This window comes from Microbacterium fluminis (genome assembly GCF_051549805.1).
Lineage (GTDB): Bacteria > Actinomycetota > Actinomycetes > Actinomycetales > Microbacteriaceae > Microbacterium.
Map to the genome: position 1 here is coordinate 1,754,026 of NZ_CP196042.1, position 16,862 is coordinate 1,770,887.

Genomic DNA, 16,862 nt, shown 5'->3' on the forward strand with positions numbered 1-16,862 from the left:
CGCCCAGGGGCCTCCGCGAGGATCGAAGGCATGACGACGTCCCCCCGCCGCCGCGTCCTGGCCCTCGCCGCCGCCCTCGCCCTCTCGGCGCTCGCCTTCGTCGGATGCGCCAGCACGACCGCGGGGTCGAATCCGACGACGGATGCCTCGACCCCGACCCCCGTCGGCGAGCTCGCGGCAGCCTGGCTCGACGACGGTCGCGCGATCGGGATCGTCACGTGGGGGAGCTCGACGTGCATCCCCGTCGCGGGTGAGCCGGTGTTCAAGGACGGCGTGCTGACGATCGGACTGAGCGACGTCGAGGGCCAGGTCTGTACGCAGGACTACGTCGCGCGGGGCACCCTCGTGACCCTGCCGGCGGGGGTGGACCCGGCGAAGGAGCTGAAGGTCGCCGTCACCGGCGCCTACGCGGGCGATCTCGTCGTCGCAGGCGACGCGACGCTCGCGCCCGCCGCCGCGGTGGAGTACCTGCCGACGGCCGGATGGTTCAGCTCCGACGGATTCCTCGTGCTCACGTGGGGCAGCTCGACGTGCGTCCCGCAGCTCGAGAAGGCCGTCGCGAGCGGCAAGGCCGAGGTCACCGCCACGTTCGTCACCCCGCCCGCCGATCAGGTGTGCACCGCCGACATGGGCCCGCGCGTGACGGTCGGCGCCGTCACCGGGCTCGAGGCCACCTCGAGTGTGCACCTCGTGCTGGCCGGCGGCGGGCTCGACGGCATGCAGGTGTCGATCGTCGGCACGCGCTGACGCGGGCTCCCCGTCGGAGTGGGTGTTCGATCGCCCCGATCGGCGACCCGTCCGCGGCATGACTCGCCATGAGCGGCACATGAGCGACCCCCCTAGGCCTGTGAGGGACGAGATGTTCTCCACAGATCGCGGGATGCGGAACCAGCCCGAGCGGCCCGGAGTGCGATGTTCTCGGCATGCCGCTCACACCGCTCCCGCCGGGACTGCCCGTTCCCTTCTCCGTCGCCGAGGCTCGGAAGCACGGTGTGGATCGTTCCCGGACACGCGCATCGGACCTTCGCTCGCCGTTCCACGGCGTACGCGCCGACGCCGCCGTGCCGGTTGACGCCTACGAGAAGTCGGTGACGCGGCGTACCGGCGAATATGCGCCGCGGATGCGGGGCGTCGAGTATTACTGTCTGGTCGCGGCGGCGGTGCTCTGGAATGCGCCGCTCCCGGCGAAGGTCTTCTGGGCGACGACCGACGACGGCGCGCGCGGCGAGCGCCCGCTCGACGTCGCTGTGACCCTGCCCGCGCGTGCCCCGAGGGCGAAAGGCGTGCGCGGCCGGTCGATCCGACCGGGGTGGGCGACGGTGCGCGTGCACCCGGCGACCGGGCTGCGTCTCACCAGCCCCGCGACGACCTGGGCGATGATGGCCGAGCTGCTCGGTCGTGACGACCTCATCGCTCTGGGCGATGCATTCGTGCGGGTGCCGGTGCGCAGCGACGACCCGCCGGCGCTGACGACGATCGCCGAGCTCGAGGCCGCCCTCGGGGTCGGCCGCCGTACGGGCGCTGCGGCACTTCGCGCGGCGCTCCCGCTCATCCGTACTCGGTCGCGTTCCCGCAAGGAGACCGACGTCCGGCTTCTCGTCGTCGACGCGGGGATGCCGGAGCCCGAGCTCAACTGGCCGCTCGTCGTCGAAGGGGTCATCGTGGCGTTGCTCGACCTCGCGTATCCGGAGCTGCGATTGGCCTTCGAGTACGAGGGCGAGCAGCATCTGACGAACGAGGCTCAATGGGCACGCGACATCCGCCGCTACGAACAGCTGGCCGACCTCGGATGGCGGGTCATCCGCATCACGAAGTCCGATCTCGCGGAGCACCGCGGCAGCCTCATCGCGCGGCTGCGACGCGCGTACGCCGCGGCGTCCGAGCGCCCTGCGCGCTGATCAGCGACCTCGTTCATGTGCCGCATGTGGCGGCATCCTCGCGACGTATGATCGCTCGACACGCGAGCTCGCTTGCCTCGAATGGCGGGTCGAGCGGCACGGATGTCGTCGTATGAGGCGAATGAGTGAAGACGCACGGCCCCGCGGGAGTCAGTCGGCGCGCACGAGCAACTCGCCGATCTCGCAGTCGAGGGCCCGGCAGATCGCCGACAGCGTGGAATAGCGGATGGCTCGGGCCCGGTCGTTCTTGAGCACCGACAGGTTCACCACCGACACCCCCACGAGCGCGCTGAGCCGGGTGAGCGTCATCCCGCGCAGCGCGAGCAGTTCGTCGAGGCGGCAGTGCACGCCGCTCGGACCCTCTTCCTCGGCGGGGCTCACACCAGTCCCTCGGTGTCGCGCTGCAGACGCGTGCCGTAGGAGAACACGAACGACAGGGCGAGCACGCCGACGCCCACGAGCATCCACGCGGGGTCGAAGCGGAAGCCGACGACGAACACATCACCGGCCACCGGGTTGAGTTCGGTGGCCGCCATCATGCGGCCGAGACCGCCGAGTCCGGCCGACAGGATGCCGCCGATCAGCAGTGCCGCACCCGCGACCTGCGTCGCGACGATGAGCGCCCGATGGAACGGACGCCGCCACATCATCAGCAGCAGGAAGAGCACCACCGCGCCGACGGTGAGCGCCGTCGGCACCGCCCCGAACGACGCACCGAGCGCGAGAAGAGCGCGCGTGCCGCCGTCGAGACCCGACGCGACGACCCACGCCGAGTCGAAAGTGGCCGAGGAGATCGCGGCGCCCGCGACCGCGTCGGTGTGCGGCACCGCGGCATCCGTCAGCATGCTGATCCCGCCCGCGCCGGTCGCGACGCCGATCGCCTGCTGCGCCGCCGGCACCGCGAGCCCGAGCCCGATGACCGCGGCCGCCGCCATGAACAGGATCAGGATGCCGCGCTCCATGCCGCGGCTGACCGGGGGTGGGTTCGTCATGTCCACTTCCTATCGTTTCTCGATATTATCGAATAACGATAAGCACGAGAGGAGGGCGCGTGTCAAGGCTGCGGTATGCCGACGGCGAACACGGGGCCCCGGCATCCGCCCGCTCGTTACCCTCGATACCAGGCGCGGAGACTCGCGTCGTATGTGGCCCCCGGCCGGAGGAACGAGATGTTCGAGAGATTCACGGACCGTGCCCGTCGTGTGGTTGTGCTCGCCCAGGAAGAGGCGAAGATGCTCAACCACAACTACATCGGCACCGAGCACATCCTGCTCGGGCTGATCCACGAGGGCGAGGGCGTCGCCGCCAAGGCCCTCGAGAGCCTGGGCATCTCGCTCGACGCCGTCCGCGAGCAGGTGCAGGACATCATCGGCCAGGGTCAGCAGCAGCCGACCGGGCACATCCCGTTCACGCCGCGCGCCAAGAAGGTGCTCGAGCTGTCGCTGCGCGAGGCGCTGCAGCTCGGCCACAACTACATCGGCACCGAGCACATCCTCCTCGGCCTCATCCGCGAGGGGGAGGGCGTCGCCGCCCAGGTGCTCGTCAAGCTCGGCGCCGACCTCAACAAGGTGCGCCAGCAGGTCATCCAGCTGCTCTCGGGCTACCAGGGCAAGGAGCCGGCCGCCGTCTCCGGCGCTGCGCACGACAACCCCCAGGCCGTGCAGGGCGGGTCCGCCGTGCTCGACCAGTTCGGCCGCAACCTCACGCAGGCTGCGCGCGAGAACAAGCTCGACCCCGTCATCGGGCGCGAGAAGGAGATCGAGCGGGTCATGCAGATCCTCTCCCGCCGCTCCAAGAACAACCCCGTCCTCATCGGCGAGCCCGGCGTCGGCAAGACCGCCGTCGTCGAGGGGCTGGCGCAGGCCATCGTGAAGAACGAGGTGCCCGAGACGCTGAAGGACAAGCAGGTCTACTCGCTGGACCTCGGCTCGCTCATCGCCGGATCCCGCTACCGCGGCGACTTCGAGGAGCGCCTGAAGAAGGTCACGAAGGAGATCCGCACGCGCGGCGACATCATCGTCTTCATCGACGAGATCCACACCCTCGTGGGTGCGGGCGCTGCCGAGGGCGCGATCGACGCGGCCTCCATCCTCAAGCCGCTGCTCGCCCGCGGCGAGCTGCAGACGATCGGTGCGACCACGCTCGACGAGTACCGCAAGCACTTCGAGAAGGATGCCGCGCTCGAGCGCCGCTTCCAGCCGATCCAGGTCGCCGAGCCGAGCCTGCCCCACGCGATCAACATCCTGAAGGGGCTGCGCGACCGCTACGAGGCGCACCACAAGGTGCAGATCACCGACGGTGCGATCGTCGCCGCGGCCAACCTCGCCGACCGCTATATCTCGGACCGCTTCCTCCCGGACAAGGCGATCGACCTGATCGACGAGGCCGGCGCCCGCCTGCGCCTGTCGATCCTGTCGTCGCCGCCCGAGCTGCGCGAGTTCGACGAGAAGATCGCCAAGGTCCGCGAAGACAAGGAGCTCGCCTCCGAGGAGCAGGACTTCGAGAAGGCCGCCAGCCTGCGCGACGAGGAGAAGTCCCTCCTCGCCGAGCGTCTGCGCCTCGAGAAGCAGTGGCGGTCCGGCGATGTCGCATCCCACGCCGTCGTCGACGAGGGACTCATCGCCGAGGTGCTCGCCCAGGCCACCGGCATCCCCGTCTTCAAGCTCACCGAGGAGGAGTCCTCGCGGCTCGTCTTCATGGAGAAGGCCCTGCACCAGCGCGTCATCGGCCAGGAGGAGGCGATCGCGGCCCTGTCGCGCACGATCCGCCGCCAGCGCGCCGGCCTCAAGGACCCGAAGCGTCCCTCGGGCTCGTTCATCTTCGCCGGGCCCACGGGCGTCGGCAAGACCGAGCTCGCCAAGGCGCTCGCCGAGTTCCTCTTCGACGACGAGTCGGCGCTGATCTCCCTCGACATGTCGGAGTTCGGAGAGAAGCACACCGTCTCGCGCCTGTTCGGAGCCCCTCCGGGATTCGTCGGGTTCGAGGAGGGCGGCCAGCTCACCGAGAAGGTGCGCCGCAAGCCGTTCAGCGTGGTGCTCTTCGACGAGATCGAGAAGGCCCACCCCGACATCTTCAACTCGCTGCTGCAGATCCTCGAGGAGGGTCGCCTCACCGACGGTCAGGGTCGCGTCATCGACTTCAAGAACACGGTCATCATCATGACCACCAACCTCGGATCGTCGGCGATCGCCGGCGGCCCGGTCGGGTTCCAGGTCGAGGGCAACGCCGCGACGAGCTACGAGCGGATGAAGGGCAAGGTCGACGAGGAGCTCAAGCGCAACTTCAAGCCCGAATTCCTCAACCGCGTCGACGACGTCATCGTCTTCCCCCAGCTCGACAAGGCCGAGCTGCGTCAGATCGTGGGTCTGTTCACCAAGCGCCTCAGCGAGCGACTGCTCGACCGCGACATGACGGTGGAGCTGTCCGACGCCGCGAAGGACAAGCTGATCGAGATCGGCTTCGACCCGACGCTCGGCGCCCGCCCGCTGCGTCGTGCGATGCAGCGCGAGATCGAGGACCGCCTGAGTGAGAAGATCCTGCACGGCGAGCTCAACCCCGGCGACCACGTGAAGGTGGATGTCGAGGACGGCCAGTTCGCCTTCGAGACCGCTCCGCGCGGCGAGAAGGTGTCGGTCGGGGTCGGTGCCGCCGGCGAGATCACCGCGACGCCCGACATCGTCGCGGGAGGCTGACGCCTCGACACGCTCGACGACCGAGACGACACGGAGGGACGGATGCTGCGGCATCCGTCCCTCCGTCGTTCCCGTCCCTCGCGCGGCGGGTCCGGGATCCGGAGATCGGACGGCCGGCGGACCGCTCCCCGGCATCCGCTCCGCCCCTGGGCCGATCCCCGCGACCCGGACACGGGACCGCGCAGGACCGCGCGGGACTAGGGCCGGTCGTAGGCTGGGGGGATGAGCAGTTTCACCGTGCGGCCGGCCCGCACCGCCGACGTGCGGGCCATCCAGGGGCTGCTGGAGCCGTTCGTGCAGCGACGCATCCTGCTCGGCAAGGATCCGGTCGTGCTGTTCGAGGCCGTACAGGAGTTCCTCGTCGCCGAGGACGCCGACGGCGTGGTCATCGGCTGCGGCGCCCTGCACGTGATCTGGGAGGACATCGGCGAGGTGCGCACCCTGATCGTCGCCGACGGATGGCTGCACCACGGCGTGGGACGCGCGGTCGTCGACGGGCTCGAGGAGCGGGCGCGGCGCCTGGGGCTGTCACGGCTGTTCTGCCTCACGTTCGAGGTGGACTTCTTCACCCGCCGCGGCTTCGCGCCGATCGGCGAGCAGGTCGTCGACGCCGACGTGTACTCGCAGCTCGTGCGCAGCCCCGACGAGGGCGTGGCCGAGTTCCTCGACCTCGCCCACGTGAAGCCGAACACCCTCGGCAACACCCGCATGCTCAAGCACCTCTGAGCGGCGCCCGTGAACCCCGGGGTCCGGGGCGCGCCGTCGGGGCGCACGCGCGACGTCGACCTACCCTGGGGCCATGGCCACCACCGCACCGCGCCGACGACGGCACTCCGCCGCCGTCTACCGGCGGCGGAGGCTCGTGGTGCTGCTCGCCGCGATCGCGGTCGTGGCCGCGGTGGTGTGGCTCCTCGTCGCGCAGCCGTGGCGGGCCCTCGCCGCGCAGCCGGTGAGCGCTCCGGTGCCGACCGCCTCGACGCCCGCTCCCGCGCCGACGGCGCCCGTGACCTCGGGGCCCACGACCGCGCCCGACGCGAACCCGCTGCCTGCCGAGGGGGCGATGCCCTCGGCATCGGCCGCCCCATCGACGGCGGCGCCGCCGGCCGCGGGCGCCCAGCCCTCGCTGACGCCGACGGCCGAGCCGTGCAAGGCGGCCGCCCTCGCCGTGCAGGCGGTCACCGACCAGGACACGTACGCGTCGGGTCAGAACCCGCAGCTGTCGATCACGCTCACCAACACGAGCGCGACCGGCTGCACCCTCAATGTGGGCACCTCGACGCAGAAGTTCACGATCAAGAGCGGCAACGACGTGTGGTGGCGCTCGACCGACTGCCAGACGCAGCCGAGCGACATGATCGTGCTGCTCGCCGCCGGCCAGTCGGTGACCAGCGCGACGCCGATCGCGTGGGATCGCACGCGCTCGTCCGTCGACTCGTGCACCGCGACGGACCGTCAGCGTGCGCCCGGAGGCGGAGCGTCGTACCATCTGTCGGTGGAGATCGGCGGCGTCGCGGCTCCCCAGACGAAGCAGATCCTGCTCTACTGAGCCGGTGCTGAGGCTGCGCTGAGGACTTCCTGAACGGCGTTCGGAATTTGTCCCCCGAAGAGGGGACATGCGGAACATTGTGCACATGCGTAAGATTGCTCACAGCTCCCGTGTGGTTCGTCGCCTCCCCCAGTGGCGATTGACCGGACCTCGTCCCCAGCGAACCGATCTGCGAACTCACGGAGAGCCTCGCTCTCGCCGCGCTGACCCTCAGCGCCTGCTCGTTCTTCCCCGTGCCCGCACCGTCCTCGTCGGGCACCGCCGCACCGACCGCGTCGCCGACGCCCACGGCCGGGGCCGGGGAGCAGTTCACCCCGATCCTCGCCTCCGTGCTCGCTCCGCCCGTGCCCGTGGCATCCACCGACGGCGCCACCCACCTGGCGTACGAGCTCGTCGTCACCAACGCCCTGTCGCAGGACGTGACGCTCGACGTGCTGGAGGTGCGCTCCGGTTCCGACGCCGTACTCACGCTGGCCGGCGACGACCTCACCGCGCGGATGGTGGTGCGCTCGGGCACCGGGCCGACGCGCACGCTCGGTCCGGGACAGCAGGGCACCGTGGTCCTGGATGTCGCGATCCTCGCCGGCGCGCGGGTGCCGGGGCGTCTCAGCCACGCGATCACGCTCACCGCGACGCGTGCCGTCGAGCCGGTGTTCTCGTCGCCCATGACCGAGACCGTGGGCGACGTCGGAGTGTCGACCGAGGATCCGGTGGTGATCAGCTCGCCGCTGCGGGGCGAGCGCTGGTTCGACGGGAACGGCTGCTGCGGGATGACGCCGCACCGGCTCGCGCTCAACCCCATCAACGGGCGCATCTTCGCCCCGGAGCGGTTCGCGATCGACGCCGTGCAGCTCACCGCCGACGGGCGTATCGCGACCGGACCGGTCGACGATCTCGCCAGCTATCCGTACGAGGGCGCCGACATCCATGCGGTCGCCGACGGGCCCGTCGTGGCGATGACGAGCGACCGGCCGGAGCAGAAGCCCGGCGCCAACCCGACCGGCCTCACGCTGGACGAGTACGGCGGCAACTACGTCGTGCAGTCGATCGGCGGCGGTCGCTACGCGTTCTACGCCCACCTGCAGCCGGGCAACCCGCTCGGACTGACCGTGGGCAGGCAGCTCACGCGCGGCGATGTGCTCGGCAGGCTCGGCAACTCGGGCAACTCCGACTCGCCGCATCTGCACTTCCACGTCATGGACTCGCCGCTGCCGCTCGCTTCGAACGGTCTGCCGTTCGTATTCGACCAGGTGCAGCTGCTCGGGACGGTGCCGACGGATGCCTCGTTCGACGCGTGCATCGCGAGCCTCGCCGCGTGCACGATCGACCCGAAGAACGCCGGTCCGCTGCGCGCGACCGGACTGTTGACCGGAGACGTCTTCACAGCGAAGTGATGTCGGGGTGGGCCCCGTGGGGCTCGAAGCTCTGCTCGAGATGGCGGGTTCTCGACGACACGAGAGCGCATTCGCGTCGAGACGCGACGCTCCGCGCCGCCTTTCGACGCGAGTGGGCCCCGTGGGGCTCGAACCCACGACCCGCGGATTAAAAGTCCGATGCTCTACCGACTGAGCTAGAGGCCCCTGTCCATCCAGCCTACCGGGGGAGGAGGCATCCGCTTTTCGTGCGCTCCTGCGTGGCTCTCGCACTGCCACGCACACGAAAGAAGCGACCGCCGGTGCCTCTTTCGAGACATCGGCGGTCGCTTTCACTCACGTATTGCGGGCAGCCCCCCGGTGCCGCAACACGTTCCGGCTCACTGAGCCGGGGGCATCAGCACCGTGTCGATGAGGTACACGGTGGCGTTGGCGGTGTGGACTCCACCGCAGATCACAGCAGCGGAGCCGTTGACCATCAGGCTGTTGCCGCTGCCGGTGACCTCGAGCGAGCCGCCCTCGACGGTCTTGTGCATGCCGGCGATCTTGTCCGGAGCGATCTGACCGGGCACCACGTGGTACGTGAGGATCTTCTGCAGCGTGGCCGAGTCGGTCTTCAGGGTGTCGATCGTCGCGGCCGGGATCTTGGCGAACGCGGTGTCGACGGGAGCGAAGACGGTGAACTCGCTGCCGTTCAGCGTGCTGACGAGGTCGACCTGCGGGTTGAGCTTGCCGCTCACCGCAGCGACCAGGGTGGTGAGGAGCGGATTGTTGGATGCCGCGACCGCGACCGGGTCGGCGGACATGCCGGCGACGGAGCCGGCGCCCGACGGGACGGCCTTGGCGTAGTCGGCGCAGCCCGGACCCACGAGGTCGGCGGCGGGGTCGGCGGACATGGCGGGGGCGCTGCTCTGCGTCGGAGCCGTGGTGGGGGCGCTGCTCGAGCCGCCGGCAGAGGTGCTGCCCATGCTGCAGGCGCTGAGCGCGAGGACGGCCGCGAAGGCGAGCGAGAGCCCCGCGGTGAGGCGTGTGGTGCGTGACATGATTCCTCCTGTGCGACCCGTCTGGATCGGCGTGGATAGGACCCCGGTGCGGGGGTTACCCGCTCGTTCAGCGGGTACGAATGCTGTTCGGAACCCTTCCGCGAACGGATGGGACATTCCCGCGATCGATGTCAAGAGCGCCGTGCTGAACGGTCGGAAACCCCTCTATAGGGCATGCTGGGGGAGTGGTGATCGATGGTCTGGACGTTCCGGATGACGGAAGCGCGTCCGTGGACCACGCGGGCGAACTGCTCGTGCGCGTCGCCGGTGGCGATCAGAACGCGTTCGCCCGCCTGTACGACCTGCTCTCCCCGCGCGTGTTCGGCCTCATCCTGCGCGTTCTGGTGGATCGGTCGCAGAGCGAAGAGGTGCTGCAGGAGGTCTTCCTCGAGATCTGGCAATCCGCAGCCAAGTTCGCTCCGAACAGAGGCCAAGGAAGGTCGTGGATACTCACGATCGCTCATCGTCGGGCCGTCGATCGCGTGCGATCGTCGCAGGCGTCGAGTGATCGGGACGTCCGTGCCGGATTCCGAGATCTCGACGTCGCACACGACAGCGTCGCCGAGCAGGTGGAACTGAAGATCGAAGGACGACGCGTCGCCAAGGCTCTGGGCGTGCTTCCGGAAGCGCAGCGTGAAGCCATCACGCTCGCGTATTTCGGGGGGTACAGCCAGAGCGAGATCGCGGCGCTGGTGGGCGCTCCACTGGGGACGATCAAGACGAGAATGCGCGACGGACTGTCGCGCCTGAGGACAGAGATGGGGGTGACGACGTGAACGAGAAGGACTTCGCCGAACTGGCGGCCGGCCATGCGCTGAACGCGCTGTCGCCCGACGACGAGGCGCTGTACCGCGATGCGCTCGCGGTGCATCCCGAATGGTCCGCGATCGTCGACGACGACGAGGCTGCCGCTGCGTCGCTGGCAGGAGGCGTCGCCGAGGTCTCGCCGCCGCTCACGCTGCGCTCCGAACTGCTCGGCCGCATCGCCGCGCTCCCGCAGGGCGACACGGCCGACTCGACGACTCCCGTCGCGCAGGTGCCCCCGCCTCCGCTCCCCGAGATTCCGGCGTCGGTCGCAGCCGTCCTGCCTCCCGACGCGCTCACCCTCATCCCCGCAGATCCGCCGGCGACGGATGCCTCCGGAGAGCCGCCGCTCGACACCACCGCCGTGCAGGCGATCACCCGCCGCAACTGGACGCGAGGTCTCTTCGCCCTCGCCGCCTCGTTCGTGCTGCTCCTCGGCCTCGGCTTCGGAGCCGTCATCGTCGGGCAGCAGCTCAACCGCCCCGTGGAGATCGTCGCGCTCGACCAGATCACGTCCGCCTCCGACGCGCAGACCGCCAAAGTCGCCCTCGACAACGGCGGAGCGGCCACCGCGCACTGGTCGCCGTCGCTGGGCAAGGCCGTCCTCGTCACCGACGGTCTGCCCGTCGTCGCCTCCGACCAGGCCTACGAGATGTGGTTCCTCCGCAACGGCTCGGCCGTGTCGGCGGGGGTCTTCACCACGGACTCCCGGGGGCACGCCTCCGCGGAGCTCACCGGCGACATGCACGCCGGGGACGTCATCGCCGTCACCGTCGAGGCCGCCGGCGGCTCGCCCGACGGACAGCCGACGACGACGCCGATCGTACGCATCCCCACCGCCTGAGCCGGTCGTCGTCCGGCGCTCCCGGTAGCGTGGCGGTGTGGCATCCTCGTCCCCCTCGTCGGCGTCTCTCGTGCACCTGCGCCGCGCGCGCGATCTGATGGACCGCGATTACGCACTGCCTCTCGACGTGCCCACGATGGCGGCGAAGGCGCTGATGTCGCCCGCGCATTTCTCCCGCGAGTTCAAAGCGGCCTACGGTGAGACGCCTTACGCCTATCTGATGACGCGGCGGATCGAGCGGGCGATGGCTCTGCTGCGCGCCGGGACGACGGTGACGGATGCCTGCATCGCCGTGGGGGCGACATCCCTCGGCTCGTTCAGCTCGTCGTTCACCGAGATCACGGGGGAGACCCCGAGCGCCTACCGCGCGCGGGAGCACGACGTCGACGAGGCGATGCCGGCGTGCGTGGCGATGATCCTCACGCGGCCCACGCGCTACGCCTGAGCGGTGGCCGAACCGAGCAGGATTCGAGAAGCGCGCCGCGCGGCGGTCGTCGTAGCGTGAGGGCATGCCGAACATCTCTCTCGCCTACTGCCCCATCACCGTCGACGACGTCGAGGCGGCGATCCCCTTCTATCGCGACGGTCTCGGACTCGAGGTGGTCAACGACGTGGGCTACGACGGTCACCGCTGGGTGAGCTTCGGGTTCTCGGGTCAGCCGGGCCTCGCGGTCGTGCTCTCCGACCCGGGCGCCGGTCGCTCGCCGGACGACGGCGACGCGCTGGAGCGGCTTGTGGTGAAGGGCGTCGGCCCCGGTCCGTACGTGTTCTACACCGACGACCTCGACGCCACATTCGAGCGGCTGCGCACCTCCGGCGCCGAGGTGATGCAGGAGCCGATCGAGCAGTCCTGGGGGCCTCGGGACTGCGCGTTCCGCGACCCGGCCGGCAACCTCGTGCGCATCAACCAGGCCGGCTGAGACCCCCGGCGGACGGCCTGCGCGAAAGTCGTCGCGGGTAGCCTGGGAGCATGAGCGACGGATCCCGGGACTTCCACAAGCCGGTGCGTCGGCCGGCGGAGCTCTTCGACCGCCTCTTCGCCGACGACGACCCCGCCGAGATCTCGCGGGTCGCGCACAGCACGGCGCGCGCCCTCGTCGCACGGGTGCGCGAAGAGCCCTCCGACGGCGTCGTGGAGCGCTTGGTGTCGTTCACCGACGCGCACGGGATCGACGACATCGCCGAGCTGTGGTCGCGGTCACCGGCCCGCACGCTCCCGGGGGCGCTGTGGCGGCTGTACCTCCTGCAGCTGATGATCCACGACGATCCGCAGACGGCCGCTCTGCTGTACGAGCGGGGTCGCGTGGAGATCGACTCGGTGGACCCTCTCGTGGCGGGCGCGCCCACACCGGCGAGCCCCGACGAGCTCGTCGCGCTGATCGACACGATCCTGCGAGGGGTCTTCCAGGGCGACTTCGCGATCGCGCTGGAGCGGGCGGCGGCCTTCGCGCGCGTGCAGGCGGCCGGGGCGAGCCACGTCGCCGACGACTACGAGGCGACCGAATCCGACCGCGCCTCCGCCCTCACGACACGGGCGCTCCGGCTCGCGACGTACGCGGCGGATCTGACGGCGTGCGCGAGCCTCTGGCGACGCGACGCGCTGTCCTGAGCCCGGCACTCGCCTCACACGCGCCCGGACATGATGGTGCCGGGCCGCAGAACGCCTCTCGGCGCAAGGCCGCTCACAGCGGCAGAAGATGGAGCCCGGGGTTACTGCGGCCCGGCTGATCAATAGTAACCGAACGCACCCGCGGGGCATTCCCGGCGTGCGGGACCTAGGCTCGGTGCCATGGCCTGGCACTTCGCAGTGATGCTCGACCCCGCGGCATCCGACGATCCCCGCACGTCGTTCGCCGACACGTTCACCGAGGTCGATCCGGCCGCTCCTGCGTTGAGCGTGGGCGAGCTGAGCACGCAGCGCGGCGACGGCATCTTCGAGTCGATCGGCGTCGTCGACGGTCACGCGCAGGAGGTCGAGCCGCATCTCGAGCGGCTCGCCCACTCTGCCGCGATCTGCGACCTGCCCGTCCCGCACCTCGCGCAGTGGCGCGAGGCGATCGCCCTCGCCGCAGACCGCTGCGGAGCGGGGGAGGCGGTCATCAAGCTCATCCTCAGCCGCGGCGTCGAGCACGGGCCCGCCCCGACGGCGTGGGTGACCGCCGCTCCCGCCGCCGACAACTCGCGAGTGCGCGTCGACGGCGTGCGGGTGGTCACGCTCGATCGCGGCATCGACAGCGCCGCCGCCGCGCGGGCGCCGTGGCTGCTGCTGGGCGCCAAGACCCTCTCGTACGCGGTCAACATGGCGGCCATCCGCGAGGCGAAGCGCCGTGGCGCCGACGACGCCGTCTTCGTCTCCAGCGACGGCATGCTGTTCGAGGCGCCGACCGCGTCGGTGATCCTGCGGATCGGCGACCTGTTCGTCACGCCCGCCCCCACGGGCTCGATCCTCCGCGGGACGACGCAGATGAGCGCGTTCGCCTGGCTCGATGCGCAGGGTCTGGTGACGGAGTACCGCGACGTGCCCGCCTCGGCACTCCCTCGGGCGGATGCCGCGTGGCTGGTCTCCAGCGTGCGGCTGGCCGCCCCCGTCGTCTCCGTCGACGGCGCCGCGATCCCCGTCGACGCCGACCTCACGCGCCGGATGAACGAGTACCTCCTCGGCCCCCGCGACTGAACGGCCGAAACGATGAGGAGAGCGGATGCCGCAGCATCCGCTCTCCTCATCCGTGCGAGTGACTCAGATCATCCGAAGCGCCCCGAGACGTAGTCCTCGGTGGCCTGCACGGACGGCGACGTGAAGATCGACGCGGTGTCGTTGTACTCGATGAGCTTGCCGGGCTTGCCGGTGCCGGCGATGTTGAAGAACGCCGTCTTGTCGGACACGCGCGAGGCCTGCTGCATGTTGTGGGTCACGATCACGATCGTGTACTCGCTCTTCAGCTCGCCGATCAGCTCCTCGATCGCGTACGTCGAGATCGGGTCGAGGGCCGAGCAGGGCTCGTCCATGAGCAGCACCTGCGGCGACACCGCGATGGCGCGGGCGATGCACAGACGCTGCTGCTGACCGCCGGAGAGGCCGGCTCCCGGCTTGTCGAGGCGGTCCTTGACCTCGTTCCACAGGTTCGCGCCCTGCAGCGAACGCTCCACCAGCGCGTCGGCGTCGGACTTGGAGATGCGCTTGTTGTTGAGGCGTACCCCGGCCAGCACGTTCTCCTTGATCGACATCGTCGGGAACGGGTTCGGCCGCTGGAAGACCATGCCCACCTGACGGCGCACGAGCACCGGGTCCACGCCCGGACCGTACAGGTTGTCGCCGTCGATGAGCACCTCGCCCTCGACGTGAGCGTTGGGGATGACCTCGTGCATGCGGTTGAGCGTGCGCAGGAAGGTCGACTTGCCGCAGCCGGAGGGGCCGATGAACGCCGTCACCGAGCGCGGGGCGATGTCCATGGACACGCCTTCGACCGCCAGGAAGTTGCCGTAGTAGACGTTGAGGTTGTTGACTTCGATGCTCTTGGACACGCGCGGTGCCTTCCTTGCTAGCGGCTCTTCGGCGCGAACACGGTCGCGACGATGCGGGCGATGAGATTGAAGATCACGACGAGGATCACCAGGAGGAGCGCCGCGCCCCAGGCCTGCGCCTGGCTGGCGGAGATGTCCGTTCCGGGGAAGCTGTAGTTCGTGTACGCCATGACCGCGAGCGTCTGCATCGGGTCGGAGAACGGGTTGGTGTTCAGGGCGTCGGTGAAGCTGGCCGCGATGAAGATCGGCGCGGTCTCGCCGACGATGCGGGCGATCGCGAGCACCACGCCCGTGACGATGCCGCTCGCGGCGGTGCGCAGCACCACGCGGATGATGGTCTGCGCACGCGGCACGCCGAGTGCGAACGAGGCCTCGCGCAGCTCACTGGGCACCAGGCGCAGCATCTCCTCCGTGGAGCGCACCACGATCGGGATCATCAGCACGCACAGGGCGATCGCCGCCGAGAACCCGCTGAACGCCTTCGGACCGACGATGAGGCTGAACAGCGAGAACGCGAACAGACCCGCGACGATCGAGGGGATGCCGGTCATCACGTCCACGAGGAAGGTGATCGCGCGGCGCAGCGGGTTGTTCGGCTGCGCGTACTCGACGAGGTAGATCGCCGTCAGGATGCCGATCGGCACCGAGATGACGGTGGCGATGCCGGTGATGATGAGCGTTCCGACGACGGCCTGCCAGGCGCCCGGGGTGTTGGTGACCTCGAGGGTGTCCTGGTTGAACTGGTTGCCGCCGACGCTGAAGATGAAGCTCCAGTCGAGCACGGCGGCACCCTGGACGACCACGGTCACCAGGGTCGAGACCAGCGGGATGACCGCGAGCACGAACGCGCAGATCACGAGTCCCCGCACGACGCGGTCGGTGGCCTTGCGCCGGTTCTCGACGATCGACGATCCCACGCCGATCACGACCAGGTAGGCGATCGCGGTGAGGAACAGCCACACGCCGATGTTGAGGTCGCGCGCCAGCAGGAGCAGCACGGCGGCGATGACGGCCGCGACGGCGACGAGCGCGACCGGCTCGATCCACCGGGGCAGCTGGCCGCTGGTCAGGGTGACCGGCGGGGAGGGCTTGGCGGAGGTGGTCTGGGCGCTCACGCCTTCTTCCCCTTCGAACGCTTGTCGGCCTTCGGGCCCGAGGCGGCCACCAGGTAGCGGGCGAGCATGTTCACTCCGAACGAGATCACGAAGAGCATGAGGCCGGTGCCCACCAGGGCGGAGCGCTGCATCTCGTCGGAGATCGGGAAGTTCAGGGCGATGTTGGCGGCGATGGTCTGCGAGTTGTAGCCGTCGGTGAGCAGCTTGACGGAGAAGATCAGCGAGGGGGAGATGATGAGCGCGATGGCCATCGTCTCGCCGAGGGCACGGCCGAGGCCCAGCAGCGTGGCGGACACCATGCCGCTGCGGGCGTACGGCAGCACTGAGAGGCGGATCATCTCCCACCGGGTGGCGCCGAGCGCGAGCGCCGCCTCCTCGTGCAGACGCGGCGTCTGCAGGAAGATCTCACGGGTGATCGAGGTGACGATCGGAAGGATCATGACCGCGAGCACCAGACCGCCGGCGAGCATCGTCGAGCCCGTCGAGGAGACCGGGCCCTCGAACAGCGGGATCCAGCCGAGGTAGTCGTTGAGGAAGTGCGACAGCGGCAGCAGGAGGGGGCGGATGACCATGATGCCCCAGAGGCCGAACACGATCGACGGCACGGCGGCGAGCAGGTCGACGACGTAGCCCAGCGCGCCGGCGATGCGGCGCGGCGCGTAGTGCGAGATGAACAGCGCGATGCCGATGGCGACGGGCGCCCCCAGGATCATCGCGATGAACGCCGACCAGATGCTGCCCCACAGCAGCGGTGCGACGTACTCCCAGAAGCTTCCCCACGGCACCTGGGCCGGGTTCTGGATGACGTTGAGCGAGGGGTTCTCGGTCCAGTTGGCGGTGATCGCCGGCATGCCCTGGATGATCAGGAAGATGGCGACACCCGCCAGGATCACGAGGATCGAGACGGCGGCGGTCGTGGACAGGCCGAGGAAGGTGGTGTCACCGGCACGGCGCTTGGCGCGACCGCGCGTGGGCCCGCCGGTTCTCGGGGCGGCGGTCGTGTCAGTCATCGCATTCCTGCGGGT

The 16,862-nt window shown here is 69.9% G+C and carries 18 protein-coding genes and 1 tRNA gene; 12 read left to right on the forward strand and 7 right to left on the reverse strand.

Features of this window, described 5'->3' with window-relative positions; translation table 11 throughout:
* Positions 1-30 precede the first annotated feature (30 nt).
* Together ACSJDX_RS08395 and ACSJDX_RS08400 are read left to right on the forward strand one after the other, a co-directional pair.
* Complete coding sequence (locus ACSJDX_RS08395; RefSeq protein WP_438352235.1) at positions 31-747, forward strand: hypothetical protein; 717 nt, start codon at positions 31-33, stop codon at positions 745-747.
* 341 nt (positions 748-1,088) lie between these two features.
* The gene (locus tag ACSJDX_RS08400; protein WP_438352236.1) at positions 1,089-1,898 is read left to right on the forward strand and encodes an endonuclease domain-containing protein; all 810 of its coding nucleotides are present in this window, start codon (positions 1,089-1,091) and stop codon (positions 1,896-1,898) included.
* 150 nt (positions 1,899-2,048) lie between these two features.
* Here ACSJDX_RS08400 and ACSJDX_RS08405 read toward each other — a convergent pair whose 3' ends face one another.
* A complete protein-coding gene (locus ACSJDX_RS08405; protein WP_438352237.1) occupies positions 2,049-2,279 on the reverse strand; it encodes a helix-turn-helix domain-containing protein in 231 nt (76 codons plus the stop codon).
* Positions 2,276-2,890: a hypothetical protein gene (locus tag ACSJDX_RS08410; protein ID WP_438352238.1), complete on the reverse strand. Its 615-nt coding sequence runs from the start codon at positions 2,888-2,890 to the stop codon at positions 2,276-2,278. Before ACSJDX_RS08410 ends, ACSJDX_RS08405 begins: the two co-directional genes overlap by 4 nt.
* A 177-nt stretch (positions 2,891-3,067) precedes the next feature.
* Between ACSJDX_RS08410 and ACSJDX_RS08415 the strand changes: the two genes are divergently transcribed.
* The 4 genes from ACSJDX_RS08415 (at position 3,068) to ACSJDX_RS08430 (ending at position 8,530) form a co-directional block, all read left to right on the forward strand.
* Positions 3,068-5,590, forward strand: a complete 2,523-nt coding sequence (locus ACSJDX_RS08415; RefSeq protein WP_438352239.1) for an ATP-dependent Clp protease ATP-binding subunit — start codon at positions 3,068-3,070, stop codon at positions 5,588-5,590.
* Positions 5,591-5,812: 222 nt separating this feature from the next.
* Positions 5,813-6,316 carry an amino-acid N-acetyltransferase gene (locus tag ACSJDX_RS08420; RefSeq protein ID WP_438352240.1) on the forward strand — a complete coding sequence of 168 codons (504 nt, stop codon included), beginning with the start codon at positions 5,813-5,815 and terminating at the stop codon, positions 6,314-6,316.
* A 73-nt stretch (positions 6,317-6,389) separates the two neighbouring features.
* Entirely contained in the window at positions 6,390-7,136 is a 747-nt protein-coding gene (locus ACSJDX_RS08425) for a hypothetical protein (RefSeq protein ID WP_438352241.1), read from the forward strand.
* A 233-nt stretch (positions 7,137-7,369) separates the two neighbouring features.
* Positions 7,370-8,530, forward strand: a complete 1,161-nt coding sequence (locus ACSJDX_RS08430) for a M23 family metallopeptidase (RefSeq protein WP_438352242.1) — start codon at positions 7,370-7,372, stop codon at positions 8,528-8,530.
* Positions 8,531-8,643: 113 nt separating this feature from the next.
* Here the strand turns inward: ACSJDX_RS08430 and ACSJDX_RS08435 are convergent.
* Positions 8,644-8,716, reverse strand: a tRNA-Lys gene (locus tag ACSJDX_RS08435).
* 173 nt (positions 8,717-8,889) lie between these two features.
* Positions 8,890-9,552, reverse strand: a complete 663-nt coding sequence (locus tag ACSJDX_RS08440) for a fasciclin domain-containing protein (RefSeq protein WP_438352243.1) — start codon at positions 9,550-9,552, stop codon at positions 8,890-8,892.
* Positions 9,553-9,737: 185 nt separating this feature from the next.
* On the opposite strand from ACSJDX_RS08440, the gene sigK reads away from it, so the two are divergent.
* The 6 genes from sigK (at position 9,738) to ACSJDX_RS08470 (ending at position 13,874) form a co-directional block, all read left to right on the forward strand.
* A complete protein-coding gene (gene sigK / locus ACSJDX_RS08445) occupies positions 9,738-10,328 on the forward strand; it encodes an ECF RNA polymerase sigma factor SigK (protein WP_438352244.1) in 591 nt (196 codons plus the stop codon).
* Entirely contained in the window at positions 10,325-11,200 is an 876-nt protein-coding gene (locus ACSJDX_RS08450; protein ID WP_438352245.1) for an anti-sigma factor, read from the forward strand. Before sigK ends, ACSJDX_RS08450 begins: the two co-directional genes overlap by 4 nt.
* Positions 11,201-11,297: 97 nt before the next feature.
* Positions 11,298-11,645 carry a helix-turn-helix transcriptional regulator gene (locus tag ACSJDX_RS08455; protein WP_438354956.1) on the forward strand — a complete coding sequence of 116 codons (348 nt, stop codon included), beginning with the start codon at positions 11,298-11,300 and terminating at the stop codon, positions 11,643-11,645.
* Between the two features lie 64 nt (positions 11,646-11,709).
* Positions 11,710-12,120 carry a VOC family protein gene (locus tag ACSJDX_RS08460; protein WP_438352246.1) on the forward strand — a complete coding sequence of 137 codons (411 nt, stop codon included), beginning with the start codon at positions 11,710-11,712 and terminating at the stop codon, positions 12,118-12,120.
* Between the two features lie 50 nt (positions 12,121-12,170).
* Entirely contained in the window at positions 12,171-12,809 is a 639-nt protein-coding gene (locus ACSJDX_RS08465; RefSeq protein ID WP_438352247.1) for a DNA-directed RNA polymerase subunit beta, read from the forward strand.
* 180 nt (positions 12,810-12,989) lie between these two features.
* Positions 12,990-13,874 carry an aminotransferase class IV gene (locus ACSJDX_RS08470; RefSeq protein WP_438352248.1) on the forward strand — a complete coding sequence of 295 codons (885 nt, stop codon included), beginning with the start codon at positions 12,990-12,992 and terminating at the stop codon, positions 13,872-13,874.
* A gap of 68 nt (positions 13,875-13,942) precedes the next feature.
* Here ACSJDX_RS08470 and pstB read toward each other — a convergent pair whose 3' ends face one another.
* From pstB to pstC, 3 genes are read right to left on the reverse strand one after another with little or no spacing between them, the layout of a single operon-like run.
* Positions 13,943-14,722, reverse strand: coding sequence for a phosphate ABC transporter ATP-binding protein PstB (gene pstB / locus ACSJDX_RS08475; protein WP_438352249.1), 780 nt, complete (start codon positions 14,720-14,722; stop codon positions 13,943-13,945).
* Positions 14,723-14,739: 17 nt separating this feature from the next.
* A complete protein-coding gene (gene pstA / locus ACSJDX_RS08480; RefSeq protein WP_438352250.1) occupies positions 14,740-15,837 on the reverse strand; it encodes a phosphate ABC transporter permease PstA in 1,098 nt (365 codons plus the stop codon).
* Positions 15,834-16,847, reverse strand: a complete 1,014-nt coding sequence (pstC, locus tag ACSJDX_RS08485; RefSeq protein ID WP_438352251.1) for a phosphate ABC transporter permease subunit PstC — start codon at positions 16,845-16,847, stop codon at positions 15,834-15,836. Before pstC ends, pstA begins: the two co-directional genes overlap by 4 nt.
* Positions 16,848-16,862: the final 15 nt, after the last annotated feature.